Consider the following 22215-nt stretch of genomic DNA (forward strand, 5'->3'; position numbering starts at 1 on the left):
ATCCGGTGTCGCACAGACACCGCATCGCGGCCGCACGGGCGGTTCAAAGGGATACGGCGGTATCGTCGCCGGGTGACTGCGATCGCGTTCCTCCTCGGCGTCATCGTGCTCGTGCTCGGCCTGGCCGTCTCGATCGCGTTGCACGAGGTCGGGCACCTGGTGCCCGCCAAGCTCTTCGGCGTGCGCGTCGGGCAGTACATGATCGGCCTGGGGCCCACGCTCTGGTCCAGGCGCATCGGCGAGACCGAGTACGGCGTCAAGGCCCTGCCGCTCGGCGGATACATCTCGATGGCGGGCATGTATCCGCCCGCCCCCGACGAGGACGAGCCCGGCACCCGCCGGTCGCGCTTCTTCGCCACGATGGTGCAGGACGCCCGCGACGCCAACGCCGAGACGCTCGTCGCCGCCGACGATCGCGTCTTCTACAAGCTCCCGGTCTGGAAGCGCGTGATCGTCATGCTCGGCGGCCCGCTGATGAACCTCGTGCTCGCCGTCGTGCTGTTCTCGATCGCGCTGAGCGGAATCGGCGTGCAGCAGGGCACCACCACCGTCGCGTCGGTCTCGCAGTGCGTGATCCCGGCGAGCCAGCAGCGCGACGCGTGCACGTCGGCCGATCCCGTCGCCCCCGCCGCCGCCGCGGGCATCGAGCCGGGCGACACGATCGTGTCGATCGACGGGACGCCGGTGGCGACGTTCGCCGACGCCGCGGCGATCATCCAGCGCTCGCCGGGCACGCCGCTCTCGGTCGTCATCGAGCGCGACGGGGCGCAGCAGACCATGCAGTTCACCCCGCAGACCACCGATCGCGCCGTGACCGACGCCCAGGGCCGCCCGGTCGTCGACGCGTCGGGTGCCCCCGAGTTCGAGACCGTCGGCTTCGCCGGCGTGACCGCGCAGCAGTCGCTCGTGCCGCAGCCCCTGTGGAGCGGTCCCCAGGCGACCGTCACCCAGATCGAGGCGGTCGGCCGGATCGTGGCGACCCTGCCCGTGCGCATCTACGACACCGCGGTCGACACCCTCACCGGTCAGCCCCGAGACCCCAGCAGCCCCATGAGCGTGGTGGGTGCGGGCCGCCTCGCGGGCGACATCGCCGCGGTGGACGCGCCGATCCTCGACCGTGTGCAGTGGATCATCGCCCTGCTGGCGGGTCTGAACGTCGCCCTCTTCGTTTTCAACCTCATCCCGCTGCTGCCGCTCGACGGCGGCCACATCGTCGTCGCCCTCTGGGACGGTCTGAAGAAAGCCCTCGCGCGCGCTCGCGGGCGCATCGCGAAGCCGGTCGACGCGACCCGCCTGGTGCCGGTGACCTTCGTGGTGGTGATCCTGCTCGTGGGGATGGGCGGCGTGCTGTTCCTCGCCGACATCTTCAACCCGGTGAAGCTGCTCTAGGCGGACGCGGCGCTCTCGTCGCCGGCGCAGTGCTCCGGCACATCGACGCGGCCGCACCCGGAACGGAGGCGGCCGCTGCCGCTCATGCAGGAGGCGTGCTGTTCGCCCCCGGCCTCAGAGCACGTGGGAGATGAGACGCTCGAGCGTGCGCATGCCGTCGCGCGACAGGATCGACTCGAGGTGACCCTGCACCGAGGCGTAGCCCGGGCCGCGGAGCGCGTAGACGTCGCCCGTCTCGGCATCCGCCGCGACGTCGGTGACGGTCTGCGTCGTGCCGGCCGCGGAGCCGACGGCGAGGCCGCGCCGCGTGTCCCCGGCAGCCACCCGCGCCGTGAACGTGTTGTAGAACCCGATCGAGGCGGATTCGCCGAACAGCTCGACGCTCTTCTGCAGGCCCTGGTGCGGCCGGGCGAGGGGCTCGAGGTCGATCCCCAGTGAGTCGGCGAGGATCTGGTGGCTCAGGCACACCGCCAGCAGCGGCGTCGATGCGGCGCGGCGGCGTCCGACGACGTGGCGCATCGCGCTCATGCGCGGGCTGTCGTCGCGCGGGTCGCCGGGGCCGGGGCCCGAGACCACCAGGTCGGCGGCGTCGAGGTCGTCGTCGGAGACCTCGGACCAGTGCACGATACGGGTGTCGAGACCCAGGTGGCGCAGCTGGTGCGCGAGCATCGTGGTGAAGCGGTCCTCGGCGTCGACGACGAGCGCCGTGCGGCCCGCGAAGGGACCGGAGGCGTCGGGATCCTGCGGGTTCATCCAGAACGGTGCGAGGCGGTCGTTGCGGGATGCCAGCAGCTCGGCGATCGCGGGATCCTCGCCGAGGGGGCGGCGCGGGGCCGCCGGTGCGTCGGGGTCGGCGTCGGCGGGAGCGGCGGGCGTCGTGTCGCGGGGGATCGCGCCGATCGCGCCGAGCACGCCGGCGGCCTTGCCGTGGGTTTCGCCGACCTCGCCGTACGGGTCGGAGTGGCGCACGAGCGTCGCGCCGACCGGCACGCGCAGTCGCCCGTCGACCAGATAGGCCGTGCGGATGAGGATGGGCGCGTCGAGGTCGTGCGTGGGTCCCTCGGTGGCGCCGTTCGGGGTGAAGAGCGCGGCGACGCCGGAGTAGTAGCCGCGGGGGGTCGTCTCGTGGCGCGCGATCACCGTGCAGGCGTTCTGCATGGGGGAGCCGGTGACGGTGGGCGCGAACATCGTCTCGCGCAGGATGTCGCGCGGGTCGAGGTCGCTGCGCCCGCGCAGCATGTACTCGGTGTGCGTCAGGCGCGACATCTCTTTGAGGTGGGGACCGGTGATGCGTCCGCCGTCGCTGCAGACGGCGCTCATCATCTTCAACTCCTCGTCGACGACCATGAAGAGCTCTTCGGTCTCTTTGGTCGAGCGCAGGAACTCCGCGAGGGTCTCGGCCGTCGCCCCGCCCGCCGGGTGGCGGAAGGTGCCCGAGATGGGGTTCATCGTGACGATGCCGCCCTGGGCGCTGACGTGCGCCTCGGGGCTCGCGCCCACGGCGATGTGCCCGTCGGTGACGACGGCGAAGGTCCAGTAGGCGCCCTTCTCGTGCTCGAGCAGCGCGCGGAACCAGGTGAGCGCGGCGATCCGCGGGTCGACGTCGACCCCGGCGACGAAGTCGCGACGGATGACGAAGTTGGCACCCTCGCCGCGGCCGATCTCATCGGCGATGACCTCGCGCACGATGTCGGCGTAGTCCTCGTCGGTGATGTCGAAGCCGGCGTCGTGCAGGGGGATCGCGGTCGTCGGCAGCGATGCCAGCACCTCGGCGCGGGGGAGCGAGACGCGCTGGTCGATGACGAGGCATCGCAGCGGCGCGCCGTCGTCGTGGCAGACGAAGCCGCGCTCGCGCACCTGGCGGTACGGCACGAGGGCGAGCACTTCGCGGGGTGTGCCGGCGTCGTCGACGAGCGGCACGTCGGCCAGCAGGTCGACGTCGACGACGTCGCCCGTGAGGACCTCGACCGTGACGCCGTCACGGGCGATCACGGCGAAGGGAGCAGAACCTGCGGCGAGGTCGAGGAGCAGGGAGGAGGGGTCGGGCCCGGTCATCGAGATAACTTCCGTCTGTGAGCGAGGGTCCAAAGCGGCCGCCGAAAACACGAAGACCGCCCGGATTCCCCAGGGGGAGGGCGGTCTGTTGCATGCGAGCGCACCGCCTAGACGGTGTGCCACCAGGATGTGTGCGCGCGCATGGCGCCGAACCTACCACAGGGCACCTTCAGCCCCCGTCCGGGTACCACGGCGTAGGCTGAGTCCGTGCCTGCAGTGAACATCGGGATGCCCCGCGTGCCGGAGGTCCTCGCGCCTCGTCGCAAGACCCGCCAGATCAAGGTGGGCAAGGTGCTCGTGGGCGGTGACGCCCCCGTGAGTGTGCAGTCGATGTGCACGACTCCCACCACCAATATCAACGCCACCCTTCAGCAGATCGCCGAGCTCACGGCATCCGGCTGCGAGATCGTGCGCGTGGCCGTGCCGTCGCAAGACGACGCCGACGTGCTGCACATCATCGCCAAGAAGAGCCAGATCCCGGTCATCGCCGACATCCACTTCCAGCCGAAGTACGTCTTCCAGGCAATCGACGCCGGCTGCGGCGCGGTGCGCGTGAACCCGGGCAACATCCGCAAGTTCGACGACCAGGTCGGCGCGATCGCGAAGGCGGCCAAGGCCGCGGGCGTGTCGCTGCGCATCGGCGTGAACGCCGGGTCGCTCGATCGCCGCCTGCTCGAGAAGTACGGCAAGGCCACGCCCGAGGCACTCGTCGAGAGCGCCGTGTGGGAGGCCTCGCTGTTCGAGGAGCACGACTTCCACGACTTCAAGATCTCGGTCAAGCACAACGACCCCATCGTCATGGTGAAGGCCTACCGACTGCTCGCCGAGCGGGGCGACTGGCCCCTGCACCTCGGCGTCACCGAGGCCGGCCCCGCGTTCCAGGGCACGATCAAGAGCGCCACGGCCTTCGGCATCCTGCTGTCGGAGGGCATCGGCGACACGATCCGCGTCTCGCTCTCGGCCCCGCCCGCCGAAGAGGTCAAGGTCGGCCACCAGATCCTGCAGTCGCTGAACCTCCGCGAGCGCAAGCTCGAGATCGTCTCGTGCCCCTCGTGCGGCCGTGCGCAGGTCGACGTCTACACGCTCGCCGACGACGTCACCGAGGGCCTCAAGGACATGACCGTGCCGCTGCGCGTGGCCGTCATGGGCTGCGTCGTCAACGGCCCCGGAGAAGCGCGCGACGCCGACCTGGGCGTCGCCTCCGGCAACGGCAAGGGCCAGATCTTCGTGAAGGGCGAGGTCGTGAAGACCGTCCCCGAGTCCGAGATCGTGGCGACCCTCATCGCCGAGGCCAACCGCCTCGCCGCCGAGATGGGCCCCGACGCCGCCACCGGCACCGCGCAGGTCATCACGGCCTGACGCGCCCCGGCTCCGCCCGGCCGCGGGGAGACCCGGCGCGCCGAGCGCTGGCCTGCGTGCGCAGTGCGGGCGTTGCGCCGTGACGGTCCGCTAGCGTCGGCATCGTCATGACCGAGAATCCCGCCGCCTCCCTCACCCGTCCGCTCATCGCCGGGGTGGTCACCGCCCTCGTCGGCTTCACCAGCACCTTCGCGGTCGTCCTCACCGGTCTCCGGGCCGTCGGGGCGACGGCGGAGCAGGCGGCCAGCGGGCTGCTCGCCATCACCCTCGTCGTCGGTGTCGGGTGCATCGTGCTCGCGGGGCGCTACCGCATTCCCATCACCGTCGCGTGGTCGACCCCCGGCGTCGCACTGCTCGCCGCCACGGGTGCGGTCGACGGCGGATGGCCCGCCGTCGTGGGCGGCTTCCTCGTGTCGGCGGCGCTCATCCTCTGCACCGCGCTGTTCCCCCCGCTCGGGGCCCTGATCGCCCGCATTCCCCCCTCGATCGCGCAGGCGATGCTGGCCGGCGTGCTGCTGCCGCTGTGCGTGGCCCCGTTCCTGGGCCTGATCCAAGACCCGTGGGGCGTGGCACCGGTGCTGATCGTCTGGCTCGTGGCCTCGCGTCTGCTGCCCCGCTGGGCCGTGCCGCTGGCCTTCCTCGCCGCCATCGCCGTGGTCGCCGTGGAGCTGGCGCGCACCGGCGTCGACGCGGATGCCGCGACCTTGCTGCCTCGGCTGGAGTTCACCGTCCCCACGCTCACCGTCGGATCGGTGGTGGGCATCGCGCTGCCGCTGTTCGTGGTGACCATGGCGTCGCAGAACGTCCCCGGCGTCGCGGTGATGCGCAGCCTCGGCTACACGATCCCGTGGCGCCCCGCGATGCTGGTCACCGGCCTCGGATCGGCCGCCGCGGCGGGCTTCGGCGGACACGCGATGAACCTGGGGGCCATCAGCGCGGCGATCGCCGCCGGCCCCGACTCCCACCCCGACCCGAAGAAGCGCTGGGTGGCGGGCGTCTCGGCGGGCAGCACCTATCTCGTGCTGGGCGCGCTGTCGGCGGCCTTCGCCGCGATCGTGCTGCTGGCCCCGGCCGGCGTCATACCGGCGGTGGCGGGCGTCGCGCTGTTCGGCGCGTTCGGCTCGGCGGTGCAGCAGGCCATCGATGATCCCGGCGAGCGGCTCCCCGCCGTGGTGACGTTCCTGGTCGCGGCATCCGGGATCGCGGTGTTCGGGGTGAGCGCGGCCTTCTGGGCGCTCGTGGCGGGCCTCGTCACGCGTGCGGTGCTGCACGTGGGGCGCCGCGCCGGGTGAGCCCGGGGGCTGCGCGCGGCCTCAGTGCAGGGTGCCGGCCGACACGGCGAGATCCGTCGGCACGTCGATCGCGGCGCGCACCGCGCTCTCGAGCGCGCGCACGATGTCGTCCAGCGGGAGCGACGGGGCGCCGGCGGGGGCGTCCTCGCTCGCGTACGGGACGTGCACGAACCCCGCGCGCGCCCCGGGCGTCGACGCCGTCGCGTGCAGGGCGGCGAACATCACGTGATTGCACACGAACGTGCCCGCCGAGTACGACACCGCGGCGGGAACGCCGGCCTCGCCCATCGCCGCCGCCATCGCCTTGACCGGGACGGTCGCGAAGTACGCCGCGGGCGCGCCCTCGACGATCGGGCGGTCGACGGGCTGGGCGCCGTCGTTGTCGGGGATGCGGGCATCGGCCAGGTTGATGGCCACGCGCTCCGGGGTGACCTGCGTGCGACCGCCGGCGAGTCCCGTGGCGATCACCACGTCGGGTCGATGCCGGTCGATGAGGGCCCGCAGCTGCGCGTCCGCCCGGTCGAAGGTGACCGGCAGCACCTCGACGATCAGCTCTTCGGGGCCGCTCCAGCCCGCCGCGACGGCACGCACCGCATCGCCGGAGGGGTTGGTGGCGTCACCGGCGAACGGCTCGAAGCCCGTGAGAAGCACCGTGGTCATCGTTCCAGGCTACGGCGCGGGGGCTGCGTCGACGATGCCCGCGGCGCGGGGGCCGCACACCCGGCATCCGGCGCGCCCGTCGACGCCGATCGGCGACGCCGTTACCGATTCGACATCGGAAACATTCCCCGCGAGGGAACCGATGGGCGGGATGTGGACACTACAGAGTGTGGATGACGACGACGCCGGGCTCTGGTCCCGGGTATGCCGAGGCGACGAGCTCGCGCTCGCCGCGCTGTTCGATCGGCACGAAGCGCGGCTGTTCCGCCACGCCACGAGACTGCTCACGCACCGGGAGGACGCGAAGGATGCCGTGACGGTGGCGTTCTTCGAACTCTGGCGCAAACGCGCGTCGGTGCGTCTGGTCGACGGGTCTCCGCTGCCGTGGTTGCTGACGGCGGTGGCGCACTGCGCCCGCAACCTCGAGCGCTCGGGGAGGCGGTACCGCACCCTGCTCGAGCGTGTGCCCGCGGCACTGCCCGCTCCGGCGCCCGACGTCGACGACGGCGCCGTGCTGGGCGCCCTGAAACGGCTCCCCGAACGGGAGCAGGCCGTCGTCGTGCTGGCGGTGCTCGAGGGCTACGCCGAACGCGAGGTGGCCCAAGCCCTCGGCATCCCCGCGGGAACGGTCAAGTCGCGTCTCGCCCGCGCGAAGGCGAAGATGCGCGACGACCTCGCGCCGGAAGGAGCACGGGCATGAACGACGAGCTGACGCCCGATGAGCGAGCGGCGATGCGCGCACGCATCCTCGGCGGTGCGCGGGGGATCACCCCGACGGGCGCCCACCGGGGCACCTGGATCGCGGGATCGGTGGCGGCGGCGCTGATCGTCGCGATCGCCGGGGGAGTGGCGGCGACGTCGACGCTGAGCGCGCCCGAGATCGCGACCTCGCCGTCGCCGAGCGCGACCGCGCCGACGCCCCGCTTCACCGCGACGCCGACGCCCACCCTGAGCCCGACCGCTCCCTCGCCGACCCCGACCGCGCCGGCTCTGGCTTTCGGCGGCGACTGTTCGACCGTCTTCGACGACAGCACGGTCTCGGCCATCGCGGGCGCGGAGATGCGGCTGTCGCGGGAGCCGATCGTGTGGGACGCGAGGTGGCTAGGCGGGATCTCGTGCCAGTGGCGCGCCCAGGACCCGACCGAATGGCAGGTGGTGAACCTCACCGTCCTGCCGTGGTCCGTCGTGCCGGACGAGGTCCGGTCGCGGGTGGGCGCGGCACCCGTCTGCGACGGGGGTGGACCCTGCGACTACTCGGAGCGGTTCGGCGACGCGTGGGTGGTCGTCGGTTCCGACGACGGCGCCACCGCAGTACGTGCGGTCGCGGAGGCGGGTGCGCGCGCAGCCGTGTCGCCGGGGACCGAGCGGCCCCTCTCGCCCGGCGCGTGGCGCCTCGCCGACTGCGGCGAGCAGCTCGAGGGGGCGGTGGAGGGGGCACTCGGGCGTGACGATCTCGGACCGCTCGGAACCGACAACGTGCCGCAAGGTCAAGCCTGGGAGGTTCTCACGGCCCGGGGCGCGGCATCCTGGTGCACGTTCGCCCCGGTCTCGTACGACGAGACGAATCCTCCCAGCCTGCGGGTCGGCCTCGCCGCGGGTGCGCGATCCGATCCGGGTGAGGGGGAGCAGTCGGGCGGCAGCCCCGTCGAGGTCGGCGGAGCGCAGGCAGCCTGGTGGATGCCCGCAGCAGACGGCAACGGCGGGCGCCTTCTCGCGAACGCCGCCGGAGGGGTCGTCGACGTCAGCGGCGAGAATCTGTCGAGGGAACAGCTGCGAGCCGTGACCGCGGCGATCATCTCCGCCCTCGGCTGAGCTCTCGGCATCCACCTCCCACCCGCCGCCCTAGACTCGACTCTCGTGGTGACCCGTCTGTCGAACTTCTTCCTCCGCACGCTCCGTGAAGACCCCTCCGATGCCGAGGTGGCCAGCCACCGCCTGCTCGTGCGGGCCGGCTACATCCGCCGCAACGCCCCGGGCATCTTCGCCTGGCTGCCGCTGGGCCTGAAGGTCAAGGCCAAGATCGAGGCGGTCGTGCGCGAGGAGATGGCGAACGCCGGTGCCTTCGAGGTGCACTTCCCGGCGCTCCTGCCCCGCGATCCGTACGAGCAGACCGGTCGGTGGGAGGAGTACGGCGACGCGCTGTTCCGCCTGCAGGACCGCAAGGGCGCCGACTACCTGCTCGCTCCCACGCACGAAGAGATGTTCACCCTGCTGGTGAAGGACCTGTACTCCTCGTACAAGGACCTGCCGCTGACGCTCTACCAGATCCAGGACAAGTACCGTGACGAGGCGCGCCCCCGCGCCGGCCTGCTGCGCGGCCGCGAGTTCACGATGAAGGACGCGTACTCGTTCGACGCGACCGATGCGGGACTCGACGTCTCGTACCAGGCGCAGCGCGATGCCTACGAGCGCATCTTCACGCGCCTGGGCCTCGAGTACGTCATCGTCGCCGCTGACGCCGGTGCCATGGGCGGCTCGAAGTCGGAGGAGTTCCTGCACCCGACCCCCATCGGCGAAGACACCTTCGTGCGCTCCGCCGGAGGCTACGCGGCCAACGTCGAGGCGTTCACCACGGTCGTGCCCGAGTCGCTGTCGATCGAGGGCCGCCCGGATGCCGTGATCTTCGACTCCCCGAACACCCCCACCATCGCGACCCTCGTCGACCACAGCAACGCCCACCTCGACGCACCCGCCCCCGGCATCGCCGGCCCGGCGACCGACGGGGCCACCGAGTGGACCGCCGCCCACACGCTGAAGAACGTCGTGATGGCCCTCACCCACCTCGACGGCACGCGCGAGCTCGTCGTCGTGGGTCTTCCCGGCGACCGCGACGTCGACGACAAGCGCGTCGAGGTCGCCTTCGCGCCCGCCGAGGTCGAAGCCGCGACCGAAGCAGACTTCGCCAAGCACCCCCTGCTGGTCAAGGGCTACATCGGCCCCTGGTCGCCGACGGGCGCCGTGCTGGGCGAGGAATCGGCCACCGGCATCCGGTACGTCCTCGACCCGCGCGTCGTCGACGGCACCGCCTGGATCACCGGCGCCAACGTCGACCAGAAGCACGTGCACTCGCTCGTCGCCGGCCGCGACTTCGTCGGCGACGGCTTCGTCGAGGTGTCGACCGTGCGCCCCGGAGACCCCGCTCCCGACGGCTCGGGCCCCGTGGAGCTCGCGCGCGGCATGGAGATCGGTCACGTCTTCCAGCTCGGTCGCAAGTACGCCGAGGCCCTGGGCCTGAAGGTGCTCGACGAGAACGGCAAGCTCGCCACGGTCACGATGGGCTCTTACGGCATCGGCGTCACCCGCATCCTCGCGATCATCGCCGAGCTCAACAACGACGCGAAGGGCCTGATCTGGCCCGAGTCGGTCGCCCCCTTCGACGTGCACGTCGTCGCCACCGGTCGCGACTCGGCGGCGTTCGAGCTCGCCGAGTCGGTCGCCGCCCAGCTCGAGGCCGCGGGGCGCGACGTGCTCTACGACGACCGCCCCAAGGTCTCGCCCGGCGTCAAGTTCGGCGACGCCGAGCTCGTCGGCATCCCGCGCATCCTCATCGTCGGCCGCGGCGCCGCCGAGGGCCAGGTCGAGCTGTGGGACCGCCGCACGGGCGAGCGCGAGACGCTCGCGGTCGCCGACGCGGTGGCGGCGCTCACCCGCTGATCGATCCGCCGGAACGGCACCCCGCCGACGCGAAGTCGACCGGGGTGCCGTTCCGCCTTTGACCGACCCGGTAGGTGCGCGCGCCGGTAGCGTGGATGCCATGATCGCCGCCCCCGCCTGTCGCTGTCCGACGGTTCCACGATCCCGCAGCTCGGCATCGGCACCTACAAGGTGCCCGCCGACGTCACCGCCGACCTGGTCGCCGGCGCGCTCGCCGCGGGCTACCGTCACGTCGACACGGCCGCGCTCTACGGCAACGAGACCGAGGTCGGCGAGGGACTGCGCGCGTCGGGGCTCGACCGCGACGACCTGTTCGTCACGACCAAGGTGTGGAACGACGACCAGGGGTTCGATGAGACGCTGCGCGCGTTCGACGCCAGCAGCGCACGGCTGGGCCTCGACCGGGTCGACCTGTACCTGATCCACTGGCCCATCCCCAGCGCGGACCGCTACGTCGACACCTGGCGCGCCCTGCTGCGCCTGCGCGACGAGGGACGGGCCACCTCGATCGGCGTCAGCAACTTCGCCATCCCGCACCTCGAGCGGCTGCGCGATGAGACGGGCGTGCTCCCCGCGGTGAACCAGGTCGAACTGCACCCGCGCTTCCCGCAGAACGGCCTCGTCGACTGGGACTCCGCGCACGGCATCGTCACCGAGTCGTGGGCGCCGCTGGCGCGCGGCGGACTGCTCGACGAGCCCGTGCTGATGCGGATCGCCGAGCGCTACGGCAAGACTCCGGCCCAGGTCGTCGTCCGCTGGCACCTCGACCGCGGCCTGGTCGTGTTCCCCAAGTCGGTGTCACTCTCGCGTCTGCGCGAGAACGGCGACGTCTTCGACTTCACCCTCGACGCCGACGACCACGCGGCGATCGCCACGCTCGACACGGGGGAGCGCACCGGGCGCGACCCCGCGTTGGACTGACGCTCAGACGTCGAGCCGGGCGTAGCGGGCACGGAACACCGTGAACACGCCGTAGGCGACGAAGCCCAGGCCCACGAGGAACGCCAGCACCGGCCCGGTGGGAAGCGCGATCAGCGCCGACACCGCGCCGTCGAGGCCGCCCGCGGTATCGGGCTCGACGGTCACGGCGGCCACGACGAGCAGCACCCCGACGATCCCGAGCGCGACGCCCTTGGCGAGGAAGCCCACCACCCCGAGCGCGCTGAGGGCGTGGCCCGCCGGTCCGTCGGGGATGCGCACCTTGGAGTGGAACGAGCGGCGCAGTCCCATCCACACGAAGCCGATGCCGACGCTCGCGACGACGACTCCGGTGGTGCCCAGCAGCAGCCCGCCGAGGGGAAGGGTCAGCACGGCGGCGCTGGCGTCTTCGGCGGCCTGCTCGGCGCGGGGGCGCGCGCCGAGCGCGACCGAGGCCGAGAGGATCCCGATGACGACGAAGACGAGGCCCTGCGGCGCCTCGGCCGCAATCCGCGCGAGGCGGCGCCACCCCGACAGGTGACGGGGAGCGACGGCCTGCAGCAGGTGCCAGCAGCCCAGGGCGACGAGTCCGATCGCCAGAGCCCAGAGGGCCACGGCACCGAGCGGCACCGCCGCGAGGGCTCGGAATGCCCCGGTCTGGTCGGTGTCCTCGGCAGCCCCGAAGCCGACGGCGAGCACGAGGGCGCCGATGAGCAGGTGCAGGATGCCGTTGGCGACGTATCCCGTGCGCGCCGCGACGCGGAAGGCGGGGTTGGCCTCGGCATCGCGCGCGGCTGTTCGGGCGGAAGACGGCACGGACGAACCGTATGCCGCGGTGCGGGAATCCGGTAATCGCGTGTGCCGTGTCCCTTGCGTCGTGTGCGGCGCCGTGCGTTCGCCCGCGTGGCCGCGCCCGTCGCGCGTCGTCTCGCGGCGTCCGCGGAGGCCCGAGCCCCGCGCCCCGCCCCTCGCCCGATTCGCGCGGTGCCGCGTTGCCTAGGATTGCCTGATGCCCGCTCCCCGCCGCCCGCGCCCGCGCCGGTGGAATGCGCTCCCCGTGCTCACCCGCCACGCCCCGCCGCGCGTGCTGCTGATCGTCGGGATCGTCGTGGTGGTGCTGGGGGCGTTGATCGTGTCGCGGCCGCTCACCTCGCTGGTCCTGCTCGGCATCTACGTCGGTGCCAGTGCCGTGGTGATGGGCATCGTCGAGTTGGTCGCGCGCCCCGCCGGATGGTGGGCGCGGTCGGTGGCCGCCGCCTGGATCGTCGCCGGTGTCGCTGTCCTGGTCTGGCTGGGGCGCAGCCTCGAACTGCTGCCGCCCGTGCTCGCGGTGCTGCTCGTCATCGGGGGGCTCGCGTCGGTGGGACGTGCCGTCTCGTCGGGTGAGGTCAGCGCCCGCGTGCTGTCGTTGGCCTGGGGTGTCGCCCAGATCGCCCTCGGACTGCTGTCGTTCACCTGGCCCGACGTCACGGTCCTGCTGCTCGCGGTGGTGTTCGGGGTCCGCACGATCGTGTTCGGCGTGGGGGTGTTCGCCCGCGGAGTCCGCGGCATCCGTCGTCCGCACGCGCCGCGGACGCCGTTCGACGCGCCGCGGGCCGTTCGACGTCGCCGGACGCGGCTGCGCTGGGCCGCCGCCGGCCGCTACGCCCTCTCTCTCGTGCTGGTCGCGACCGCCGCGGGCGGGTGGTGGCTGAACGACTGGCTCAACGACGGCGCCCCGGTCGTCGACGCCTTCTACGACGCCCCGGCCGAGGTGCCGAGCGGTCACGGCCGTCTCATCCGCTCCGACGCGTACCTCGGCCGTCTTCCCCAGAACGGCGACGTCACGCGCATCCTCTACACGACGAGGGATGCCGTGAGCCGGCCCGCCGTGGCGAGCGCCCTCGTGATCATGCCCAAGGACCCGCCCCCGGGACCGCGTCCCGTCATCATCTGGAACCACGGCACGACGGGGGTGGCCCAGGGGTGCGCACCGAGCCTGCGCGACGCCTCGGCGACCCGGTGGTCGATCCCGGCGCTCGAGCAGGCGCTGAAGGCCGGCTGGGTGGTCGTCGCCTCGGACTTCTCCGGCCAGGGTGCACCCGGCACCTACCCCTACCTGATCGGCCGGGGCGAGGCGCGCTCGTCGCTGGACGCGGTGCTGGCGACGGCGGAGCTGCGCACCGACGTGACGCTCTCGCCCGACACGGTGGTCTGGGGCCACTCGCAGGGCGGACACGCGGCGCTGTGGACCACCGCGATCGCCGAGGACTACGCCCCCGGGATCGACGTGCTCGGCACGGCCGTGGTCGCCCCCGTCGCCGACCCGCCCGCTCTGGCGCGCGAGCTGCTGTCGGGACCGCCGAACGCGATGCTCTCGGTGATCACCTCGTGGGTGCTGGTGCCGTACTCGCAGACCTACGCCGACGTGCACCTCGACGACTACATCGCCGAGGGCTCGCGCTCGATCGTGCTCGAGATGACCCAGCGATGCCCCACCGAGCCGGGCGTCGTCGTCTCGGTGCTGACGGCGCTCGGGGTGTCGGAGGACCGCCCGCTGTACAACGCCGACCTCACCGACGGCGCCCTCGGACGCCGACTCGCCGAGAACGCCATGACCGAGCCGCTCGGCACGCCGATGCTCGTGGCCTGGGGAGCCGACGACGAGGTCATCCCGCCGAGCCTGCAGCGCGACTACGTGCAGAAGCTCTGCGCCGAGGGGCAGCCGGTGCGGTGGGCGACGTACGCGGGCTACGACCACCTGCGCCCCATCCTGCCGAAGTCGCGCTTCCTGCCGGTCCTCTACACCTGGACGAAGAACCTCATCGAAGGCAAGACGCAGGTCGTCGACGGGTGCGGTCTGCGCTGACCGCCGGCATCCGGCATCCGGCACCCCGGTCGTCGTGCGGCGCGGTGGTGAAGATCATGTGTCGTTCTCGGTGAATCCTGGCAGGACGGGGTCGTTCTGATTACGGTCGGAGGGTGCCCGAGAACACACCAGAGCTCCGTCCCACCCACCCGCTCGCGATCGCGCCCGTCGTGGCGCCCGCAGCCTCGGTCGACGGCTTCACGAAACAGTTCCTGCAGAACCTGAACTTCGACCAGGGCGTGACCCTGTCGGCGTCCGACGTCAACGACCAGTACCTGGCGCTGGCGTTCACGGTGCGCGACTACCTCATGGCGCGCTGGTTCGACGATCGCGCCCAGCAGAAGAAGCTGCAGGCGAAGACCGTCTGCTACCTCTCGGCCGAGTATCTGCTGGGCCGTCAGCTCGACAACAACCTGCTCGCGGCGCGCCTCACCGACATCGCCACCGAGGCGCTCGCCCAGTGCGGCATCGACATCGACGCCGTGCGCGCGGTCGAGATCGAGCCGGGCCTCGGCAACGGCGGCCTGGGCCGTCTGGCCGCCTGCTTCATCGACTCGCTCGCGACGATGAGCGTGCCGACCATCGGGTACGGCATCCGGTACGAGTACGGCATCTTCCGTCAGGCGTTCGCCGACGGGCAGCAGATCGAGCAGCCCGACGCGTGGCTGCGCATGGGCTCGCCGTGGGACTTCCCGCACCCCGAGGCCGCACAGACCGTCTCGTTCGCCGGCACGACCGAGACGTACGACGACGACGGCGTCGAGCGCACCCGCTGGGTCCCCGAGTGGAACGTGCTCGCGGTGCCGTACAACATGATGGTCCCGGGCTATCACAACGGCCGCGTCAACACCCTGCGCCTGTGGCGTGCGGTGGCCACCAACGCCTTCGACCTGCACACCTTCAACTCGGGCGACTACGTCGAGTCGGTGCGCGCGCAGACGTTCGCCGAGAACATCTCGAAGGTGCTCTACCCCGAGGACTCCACGCCCCAGGGTAAAGAGCTGCGCCTGCAGCAGCAGTACTTCTTCGTCGCGGCCTCGATCGCCGACTTCATCGAGAACGTGCTTCCCGACGACTTCGACATCGAGGCACTGCCCGAGCGCGTCATCTTCCAGCTGAACGACACCCACCCCGTCATCGGCGTGCCCGAGCTCATGCGCGTGCTCGTCGACGAGAAGAAGCTCGACTGGGATGCCGCCTGGGCCATCACGCAGAAGTGCTTCGCCTACACCTGCCACACGCTGCTGCCCGAGGCGCTCGAGGTCTGGCCGGTCGACCTGCTCGGCCGCCTGCTGCCCCGCCACCTCGAGATCATCTACCGCATCAACGACGAGTTCCTGCTCGAGGTGCGCGAGCGCTTCGGCGACGACGAGATGCTCATCCGCAACATGTCAATCATCGGCGAGCACCCCACCCGCTCCGTGCGCATGGCCTACCTCGCCACCGTCGCCGGTTCCAAGGTGAACGGCGTCGCCGAGCTGCACTCGCAGCTGCTGCGCGACAACGTGCTCAAGGACTTCGCCCAGATGTGGCCCGACAAGTTCACCAACGTCACGAACGGCGTGACCCCGCGCCGCTTCCTGCGCCTGGCGAACCCCGACCTGTCGGCCCTCATCACCGAGGCCCTCGGCGCGGGCTGGACGGTCGACCTCGAGCGGCTGCGGGGGCTCGAGGCCCTCGCCGACGACGGCGACTTCCGCGAGCGCTTCGCCGCGGTGAAGCTCGCCAACAAGCGGCGCCTCGGGCGGGTGCTCGAGTCCCGCGGTGACGCGCCCCTCGACGACACCCACATGCTCGACGTGATGATCAAGCGCCTGCACGAGTACAAGCGGCAGACGCTGAAGGTGCTGCACATCGTCAGCACGTACGAGGGGATCGTGTCGGGGCGCCTGCCGATCGACGAGGTGCAGCCGCGCACGTTCCTGTTCGGGGCGAAGGCCGCACCCGGGTACGGCATGGCCAAGCGCATCATCCACCTCATCAACGCCGTGGGTGAGGTCGTCAGCGCCGACCCGCGCGTCGAGGGCAAGCTCCAGCTGCTGTACCCGGCGAACTACAACGTGACGTTGGCCGAGAGCATCATCCCCGCCGCCGACCTGTCGGAGCAGATCTCGCTCGCGGGCAAAGAGGCCTCGGGCACGGGCAACATGAAGCTCGCGCTCAACGGAGCGCTCACCATCGGCACCGACGACGGAGCGAACGTCGAGATCCGCCGCCTGGTCGGCGACGACAACTTCTTCCTCTTCGGCATGAGCGAGCCCGAGGTCGAGGCGCTCTGGAGCGAGGGCTACCGCCCCGCCGACCACTACCAGGGCGACGAGCGGCTGCGCAGCGCCATCGACCTCATCGCCTCGGGAGCGTTCTCGGACGGCGACCGCACGGTGTTCGAGCCGCTCGTGTCGAACCTGCTGTACGAAGACCGGTTCATGGCCCTCGCCGACTTCTCGTCGTACCTCGACGCGCAGGAGCGGGTCGACGCCGCCTACGCCGACCAGGACGGCTGGGTGCGCTCGGCGATCCTCAACGTCGCGCGCAGCGGGTACTTCTCGTCGGACCGCGCGATGCGCGACTACCTCGAGCGCATCTGGCACGCGTCGCCCGTGAGCTGAGCGGTTCCGGATGCCGCGGCCCCCTCGGTCGCGGCATCCGCGTTCCGTGGCGAGCGCGCGTCGCACGACCGGCGTGCCGCTCGGGGCCCCGCGGGGTGCCCCGCTCTGGCAGGATGCCTTCGGTCGCTGACCGGAGCGGGTCTGTCGGCGCCGGGCGCGCGGCGGAAGAGTGAGGGTTCACCCGACCCCGGAGGCCCCGTGCAGATCGCCGACATCCCCGTGCCCGACACCCTCGCCGCGCGCGGTGCTCTCGAACTGGCGACGCAGTACCAGTCGCCCGCGATCACCGCACACGCCCTGCGCTCCTGGCTGTGGGCCGAGGCGTTCGCGCGCGTCGACGGCATCACCGGCATCGACCACGAGCTGCTGTACGTCGCCGCCGTGCTGCACGACGTCGGCACGGTCGCCGAGTACGACAACCACACCCTCTCGTACGAGCACGCGGGCGGCCACGTCGGCATCGCCCTGACCACGGGGGCGGGGTGGGAGCCCGCGCGGCGCCAGCGCGTGCTCGAGGTGATCGTGCGGCACAACTGGCCGAGCGTCGACCCGGCGATGGATGCCGAGGGCCACCTGCTCGAGACGGCGACGGCGCTCGACATCTCGGGCGCCCGCCCCGACGCGCTGCCCGAGGACTTCCGCCGCGAGGTGCTCCGCGCCCATCCGCGGGGAACGCTCGCCGCCGAGTTCGGCGCCTGCGTGCTCGACCAGGCCGCGCGAAAGCCCGACACCGCGGCGCGCCGACTGGCGGAGGGGGGAGTGGTCGCGAAGCTGGCCGCGAACCCGCTCGAGCGCCTGTGACGCAGGCTCCCGTGCGTCGGGCTGCCCGCCACCGGCCCTCCCGTGCAGAACTCCTGAGCTTCGCGACGTCGCGCGGGTCGAGGTACCGAGATTCCGCGGGTCGGCGGGGAGGCAGTGGGCGGATCACAGGAGTCGTGCGCAGCCCGGGCGTCGGCCGAATCGCTCGCCGGGTCGCGGGGCGGGTGGCATCCCGGGTATCGTAGGGGGGTTGTCGGCGCCGGTCGCGTCGACGAGAGCTGAATAACGGAGGGCCCTTGTGGACATCGATCTCGCACTTCTGAAGACGATCGAACGCGAGAAGGAGATCCCCTTCGATGAACTCGCGCGCATCATCGAGCAGGCGATCCTGACCGCCTACGCCAAGCACATCTCGCCCACCGGCGAGATCCCCGCCGGCGCCCGCGTCGAACTCGATCGCAAGACCGGACACGTCGGCGTCTTCACGCCCGTGACCGACGACGAAGACATCGTCATCGGCGAAGAGGAGCAGTCCTCCGACGACTTCGGTCGCATCGCCGCCTTCGCCGCCAAGCAGGTCATCAGCCAGCGTCTGCGCGACATCGCCGACGACGCGGTGCTGGGGGAGTTCCGCGGCAAAGAGGGCGACATCGTCGCCGGCGTCGTGCAGCAGGGCCCGAACCCGCGCATGGTGCACGTCGACCTCGGAACGGTCGAGGCGATCCTCCCGCCCGAGGAGCAGGTTCCCGGCGAGACCTACGCGCACGGCTCGCGTCTGCGCGTCTACGTGACGAGCGTGTCCAAGGGCAACAAGGGGCCGCAGATCACCGTGTCGCGCACGCACCCGGGCCTGGTCCGCAAGCTCTTCGCCCTCGAGGTGCCCGAGATCGCCGCGGGCCTGGTCGAGATCGTGTCGCTGGCCCGCGAAGCCGGTCACCGCTCGAAGATCGCCGTCAAGGCCAACGACCCGACAGTTAACGCCAAGGGCGCCTGCATCGGTGAGCTCGGCCGCCGCGTGCGCGCCGTCACCGAAGAGCTCGCGGGCGAGAAGATCGACATCATCGACTACGACGCCGAGCTGCCGCGCTTCGTCGCGAACGCGCTGTCGCCGGCCAAGGTCACGTCGAGCTTCGTCCTCGATGCCACGACCAAGGCCGTCCGGGCGCTCGTGCCCGACTACCAGCTGTCGCTCGCGATCGGCAAAGAGGGGCAGAACGCGCGTCTGGCCGCCAAGCTGACCGGCGCGAAGATCGACATCCAGCCCGACAGCATCCTCGAAGACAACTGAGCGTCCGTCGCTGCGGCGACGGCGAGGTGTACGATGGAACCAGTACGAACGTGCGTCGGATGCCGCGCACGCGCCCCCCGATCCTCGCTTCTGCGTGTGGTCGCCGACGGATCTCAGCTCGTCCCCGACGAGCGGGCGGTCCTGCCGGGCCGGGGTGCGTGGGTGCACGAGACGGACGCGTGCGTGAGAAAAGCTCTCGCGCGTCGCGCCTTCGTACGAGCATTGCGTGTGTCAAGCCCGCTTGACACGCAGACCTTCGAATCACACCACCAGCGAAAAGGCTGAACGGCTATGGACACGAAGTGAACGGCTCGAAATGAGACCCGTCCGCAAGTAACGGTCTGCCCTGTCCGGGGTAGGCCCTCAGACAGGAGAATTGTGGCAAAACCACGCGTGCACGAGATCGCTTCCGAGCTCGGCGTCGACAGCAAGGTCGCGCTTGCGAAGCTGAAGGAGCTCGGCGAGTTCGTCAAGAGCCCCTCATCCACCATCGAGCCCCCCGTGGCTCGTAAGCTCCGCGCCGCCCTCGCGGCCGAGAGCTCCTCCGGATCCTCGGATGCCAAGCCCGCCGCCGCTGCGGCGCGCCCCGGCGCCCGTCCCGGCCCCGCTCGTCCGGCAGCGACCCCGGGCGCCCGCCCGTCGGGTCCGACCCCGGGCCCCGCCAAGCCCGCAGCCCCCGCCGCCCCGGCTCCGGCCGAGGCCGCTCCCGCGGCGGCGACCCCCGCGGCATCCGCTCCCGAGGCCTCCGCCCCGGCTGCGGCGACCCCCGCTCCCGCAGCTCCCGCGTCCGGTGACGCCGAGGCGTCGTCGTCGGCGACCCCCGGTGCCCCCAAGCCCGGCCCGAGCTCGCCCCCGCGTCCGGGTGGCGCGCGTCCGGGCAACAACCCGTTCGCGTCGGCCCAGGGCATGGGCCAGCGTCCCGCCGGTCCCCGTCCGGGCAACAACCCGTTCGCGTCGGCGCAGGGCATGGGCCAGCGCCCGACGCCCGGCAACATCCCGCGCCCGCAGGCTCCGCGTCCCGGTGCCCCGCGTCCCGGCGCTCCCCGTCCCGGCGGTGCCGGTCGTCCCGGCGGTGCCGGTCGTCCGGGCGCCCCGTTCCAGCAGCGTCCCGGCGGCCCCGGTCGTCCCGGCGGTGCCGGTGGCGGCTTCCAGCGTCCCGGTGGCGCACCCGGTGCGGGCGGCGGCGGTTTCGCCGGTCGTCCCGGCGGTGGTGGCGGTCGTGGCCGTGGTCCCGGCGGTGGTACCGCAGGTGCCTTCGGTAAGGGCGGCGGCAAGTCGAAGCAGCGTAAGTCGCGTCGGGCGAAGCGGCAGGAATTCGAGATGCGGTCGGCGCCGGTCGTCGGCGGCGTCAACGTCTCGAAGGGCAACGGCGAGATCATCCGCCTCCGTCGCGGCGCATCGATCTCCGACTTCGCGGACAAGCTCGAGGCCCTGCGCGGCTACAACGTGCAGCCCGGCACGCTCGTGACCATCCTGTTCAACCTGGGCGAGATGGCCACCGCGACCGAGTCGCTCGACGAGGCCACCTTCGAGGTGCTCGGCGCCGAGCTCGGCTACAAGATCCAGATGGTCTCGCCCGAGGACGAGGACAAAGAGCTCCTCGAAGGCTTCGGTCTCGACCTCGACGGTGAGCTCGAAGCCGAGAGCGAGGACGATCTCGAGATCCGTCCTCCCGTGGTCACCGTCATGGGCCACGTCGACCACGGTAAGACGCGACTGCTCGACGCCATCCGCCAGACCAACGTCGTGGCGGGCGAGGCCGGCGGCATCACGCAGCACATCGGTGCGTACCAGATCTGGACCGAGCACGACGGCATCGAGCGCGCGATCACCTTCATCGACACCCCGGGTCACGAGGCGTTCACCGCCATGCGTGCCCGCGGTGCGCAGGTGACCGACATCGCGATCCTCGTGGTCGCGGCCGACGACGGCATCATGCCCCAGACGGTCGAGGCGTTGAACCACGCCCAGGCGGCGAACGTGCCGATCGTGGTCGCGGTCAACAAGGTCGACAAGCCCGACGCCAACCCGGCCAAGGTGCGCCAGCAGCTCACCGAGTACGGTCTGGTCGCCGAGGAGTACGGCGGAGACGTCATGTTCGTCGACGTGTCGGCTCGCGAGAACCTCAACATCCAGGCTCTGCTGGATGCCGTGTTGCTCACCGCCGACGCGGGTCTGGACCTCACGGCCAACCCGAATAAGGCGGCCCGCGGTGTCGCGATCGAAGCGAGGCTCGACAAGGGCCGCGGCTCGATCGCCACGGTGCTCATCCAGTCGGGAACTCTGCGCGTCGGAGACGCGATCGTCGCCGGAACGGCTTACGGCCGCGTCCGCGCGATGATGGACGAGAACGGCGACGCGGTCGACGAGGCCTACCCCTCGCGCCCCGTCTCGGTGCAGGGCCTCAACTCGGTTCCCCGCGCCGGCGACGTCTTCATCGTCACCGAAGAAGACCGCACCGCGCGTCAGATCGCCGAGAAGCGTGAAGCCGCCGAGCGCAACGCCCAGCTGGCCAAGGCCCGCAAGCGCATCTCGCTCGAGGACTTCACCCGTGCTCTCGAAGAGGGCAAGGTCGAGTCGCTCAACCTCATCATCAAGGGTGACGTGTCGGGTGCCGTCGAGGCGCTCGAGGAATCGCTGCTCAAGATCGAGGTCGACGACAGCGTCCAGCTGCGCATCATCCACCGCGGTGTGGGTGCGATCACCGAGTCGGACATCAACCTGGCCACGATCGACAACGCGATCGTGATCGGCTTCAACGTCCGTCCCGACACGAAGGCCCGCGAGCGTGCCGCCCGCGAGGGTGTCGACGTGCGGTTCTACTCGGTCATCTACAACGCGATCGACGATGTCGAGCAGTCGCTCAAGGGCCTGCTCAAGCCGGAGTTCGAAGAAGTGCAGTCGGGTGTCGCCGAGATCCGCGAGGTGTTCCGCTCCTCGAAGTTCGGCAACATCGCCGGTGTCATCGTGCGATCGGGAACGATCACGCGAAACGCCAAGGCTCGTGTCATCCGCGACGGTGTCGTGCTGGCCGACGGCCTGGCCATCGAGTCGCTGCGTCGCTTCAAGGACGACGTCACCGAGGTGCGTACGGACTTCGAGGCCGGTATCGGTCTCGGCAAGTTCAACGACATCCAGATCGGTGATGAGATCGAAACGACGGAACTCATCGAGAAGCCGCGAGGCTGATCCACGGGGCGGGGGTCGCGCTGTTCGGCGCGGCTCCCGCTTCGGCCTGCGGGGGTGTGCATTCCCCCGAGCAGAGCGGGGCCCCTACCCCGATGCTCGGGAGAATGCACACCCCCTCCGGCCTACGCTGGGTGCAGCGGCGAACGGCGCCACCTCACCCGGCGGATGAGCCACGGGGCGCTCGACTCGCGGCGG

16 protein-coding genes are annotated in these 22215 nt (G+C 71.4%); 13 read left to right on the plus strand and 3 right to left on the minus strand.

Annotated elements, in window-relative coordinates:
• Window positions 1–72: 72 nt before the first annotated feature.
• Complete coding sequence (locus IFU19_RS10665; protein WP_192013699.1) at window positions 73–1389, plus strand: site-2 protease family protein; 1317 nt, start codon at window positions 73–75, stop codon at window positions 1387–1389.
• Window positions 1390–1503: 114 nt separating this feature from the next.
• On the opposite strand, the gene IFU19_RS10670 is transcribed toward IFU19_RS10665, so the two are convergent.
• Window positions 1504–3444 carry an anthranilate synthase family protein gene (locus IFU19_RS10670; protein WP_192013701.1) on the minus strand — a complete coding sequence of 647 codons (1941 nt, stop codon included), beginning with the start codon at window positions 3442–3444 and terminating at the stop codon, window positions 1504–1506.
• Between the two features lie 207 nt (window positions 3445–3651).
• Here IFU19_RS10670 and ispG point away from each other — a divergent pair, with 207 nt between their 5' ends.
• Complete coding sequence (gene ispG / locus IFU19_RS10675) at window positions 3652–4803, plus strand: flavodoxin-dependent (E)-4-hydroxy-3-methylbut-2-enyl-diphosphate synthase (RefSeq protein WP_181015976.1); 1152 nt, start codon at window positions 3652–3654, stop codon at window positions 4801–4803.
• Window positions 4804–4910: 107 nt separating this feature from the next.
• Complete coding sequence (locus tag IFU19_RS10680; protein WP_070408272.1) at window positions 4911–6095, plus strand: benzoate/H(+) symporter BenE family transporter; 1185 nt, start codon at window positions 4911–4913, stop codon at window positions 6093–6095.
• A 21-nt stretch (window positions 6096–6116) separates the two neighbouring features.
• On the opposite strand, the gene pcp is transcribed toward IFU19_RS10680, so the two are convergent.
• A complete protein-coding gene (gene pcp, locus IFU19_RS10685) occupies window positions 6117–6755 on the minus strand; it encodes a pyroglutamyl-peptidase I (RefSeq protein ID WP_192013703.1) in 639 nt (212 codons plus the stop codon).
• Between the two features lie 169 nt (window positions 6756–6924).
• On the opposite strand from pcp, the gene IFU19_RS10690 reads away from it, so the two are divergent.
• The 4 genes from IFU19_RS10690 (at window position 6925) to IFU19_RS10705 (ending at window position 11330) form a co-directional block, all read left to right on the plus strand.
• Window positions 6925–7455: a sigma-70 family RNA polymerase sigma factor gene (locus tag IFU19_RS10690; RefSeq protein WP_192013705.1), complete on the plus strand. Its 531-nt coding sequence runs from the start codon at window positions 6925–6927 to the stop codon at window positions 7453–7455.
• Complete coding sequence (locus tag IFU19_RS10695) at window positions 7452–8567, plus strand: hypothetical protein (RefSeq protein WP_192013707.1); 1116 nt, start codon at window positions 7452–7454, stop codon at window positions 8565–8567. Before IFU19_RS10690 ends, IFU19_RS10695 begins: the two co-directional genes overlap by 4 nt.
• A gap of 45 nt (window positions 8568–8612) precedes the next feature.
• Window positions 8613–10409 (plus strand): proline--tRNA ligase, encoded by a 1797-nt coding sequence (locus IFU19_RS10700; protein ID WP_192013709.1) that lies wholly within the window; start codon window positions 8613–8615, stop codon window positions 10407–10409.
• Between the two features lie 117 nt (window positions 10410–10526).
• Window positions 10527–11330 (plus strand): aldo/keto reductase, encoded by an 804-nt coding sequence (locus tag IFU19_RS10705; RefSeq protein ID WP_192013795.1) that lies wholly within the window; start codon window positions 10527–10529, stop codon window positions 11328–11330.
• A 3-nt stretch (window positions 11331–11333) separates the two neighbouring features.
• On the opposite strand, the gene IFU19_RS17055 is transcribed toward IFU19_RS10705, so the two are convergent.
• The gene (locus tag IFU19_RS17055) at window positions 11334–12143 is read right to left on the minus strand and encodes a DUF1206 domain-containing protein (protein ID WP_192013711.1); all 810 of its coding nucleotides are present in this window, start codon (window positions 12141–12143) and stop codon (window positions 11334–11336) included.
• Between the two features lie 193 nt (window positions 12144–12336).
• Between IFU19_RS17055 and IFU19_RS10715 the strand changes: the two genes are divergently transcribed.
• The 6 genes from IFU19_RS10715 to infB all read left to right on the plus strand — a co-directional run bounded on the left by IFU19_RS10715 (window position 12337) and on the right by infB (window position 22020).
• Window positions 12337–14175 (plus strand): lipase family protein, encoded by a 1839-nt coding sequence (locus IFU19_RS10715; protein WP_192013713.1) that lies wholly within the window; start codon window positions 12337–12339, stop codon window positions 14173–14175.
• A gap of 113 nt (window positions 14176–14288) precedes the next feature.
• Entirely contained in the window at window positions 14289–16784 is a 2496-nt protein-coding gene (locus tag IFU19_RS10720; RefSeq protein ID WP_192013715.1) for a glycogen/starch/alpha-glucan family phosphorylase, read from the plus strand.
• A 198-nt stretch (window positions 16785–16982) separates the two neighbouring features.
• Complete coding sequence (locus IFU19_RS10725; RefSeq protein WP_055834953.1) at window positions 16983–17585, plus strand: HD domain-containing protein; 603 nt, start codon at window positions 16983–16985, stop codon at window positions 17583–17585.
• 256 nt (window positions 17586–17841) lie between these two features.
• A complete protein-coding gene (nusA, locus tag IFU19_RS10730; RefSeq protein WP_055834956.1) occupies window positions 17842–18831 on the plus strand; it encodes a transcription termination factor NusA in 990 nt (329 codons plus the stop codon).
• Window positions 18832–18864: 33 nt separating this feature from the next.
• Entirely contained in the window at window positions 18865–19116 is a 252-nt protein-coding gene (locus tag IFU19_RS10735) for a YlxR family protein (RefSeq protein WP_082509308.1), read from the plus strand.
• Window positions 19117–19209: 93 nt separating this feature from the next.
• A complete protein-coding gene (infB, locus tag IFU19_RS10740) occupies window positions 19210–22020 on the plus strand; it encodes a translation initiation factor IF-2 (RefSeq protein ID WP_191915314.1) in 2811 nt (936 codons plus the stop codon).
• Window positions 22021–22215 lie beyond the last annotated feature (195 nt).

The organism is Microbacterium sp. CFBP 8794 (assembly GCF_014841235.1).
In the GTDB taxonomy this organism is placed as follows: domain Bacteria; phylum Actinomycetota; class Actinomycetes; order Actinomycetales; family Microbacteriaceae; genus Microbacterium.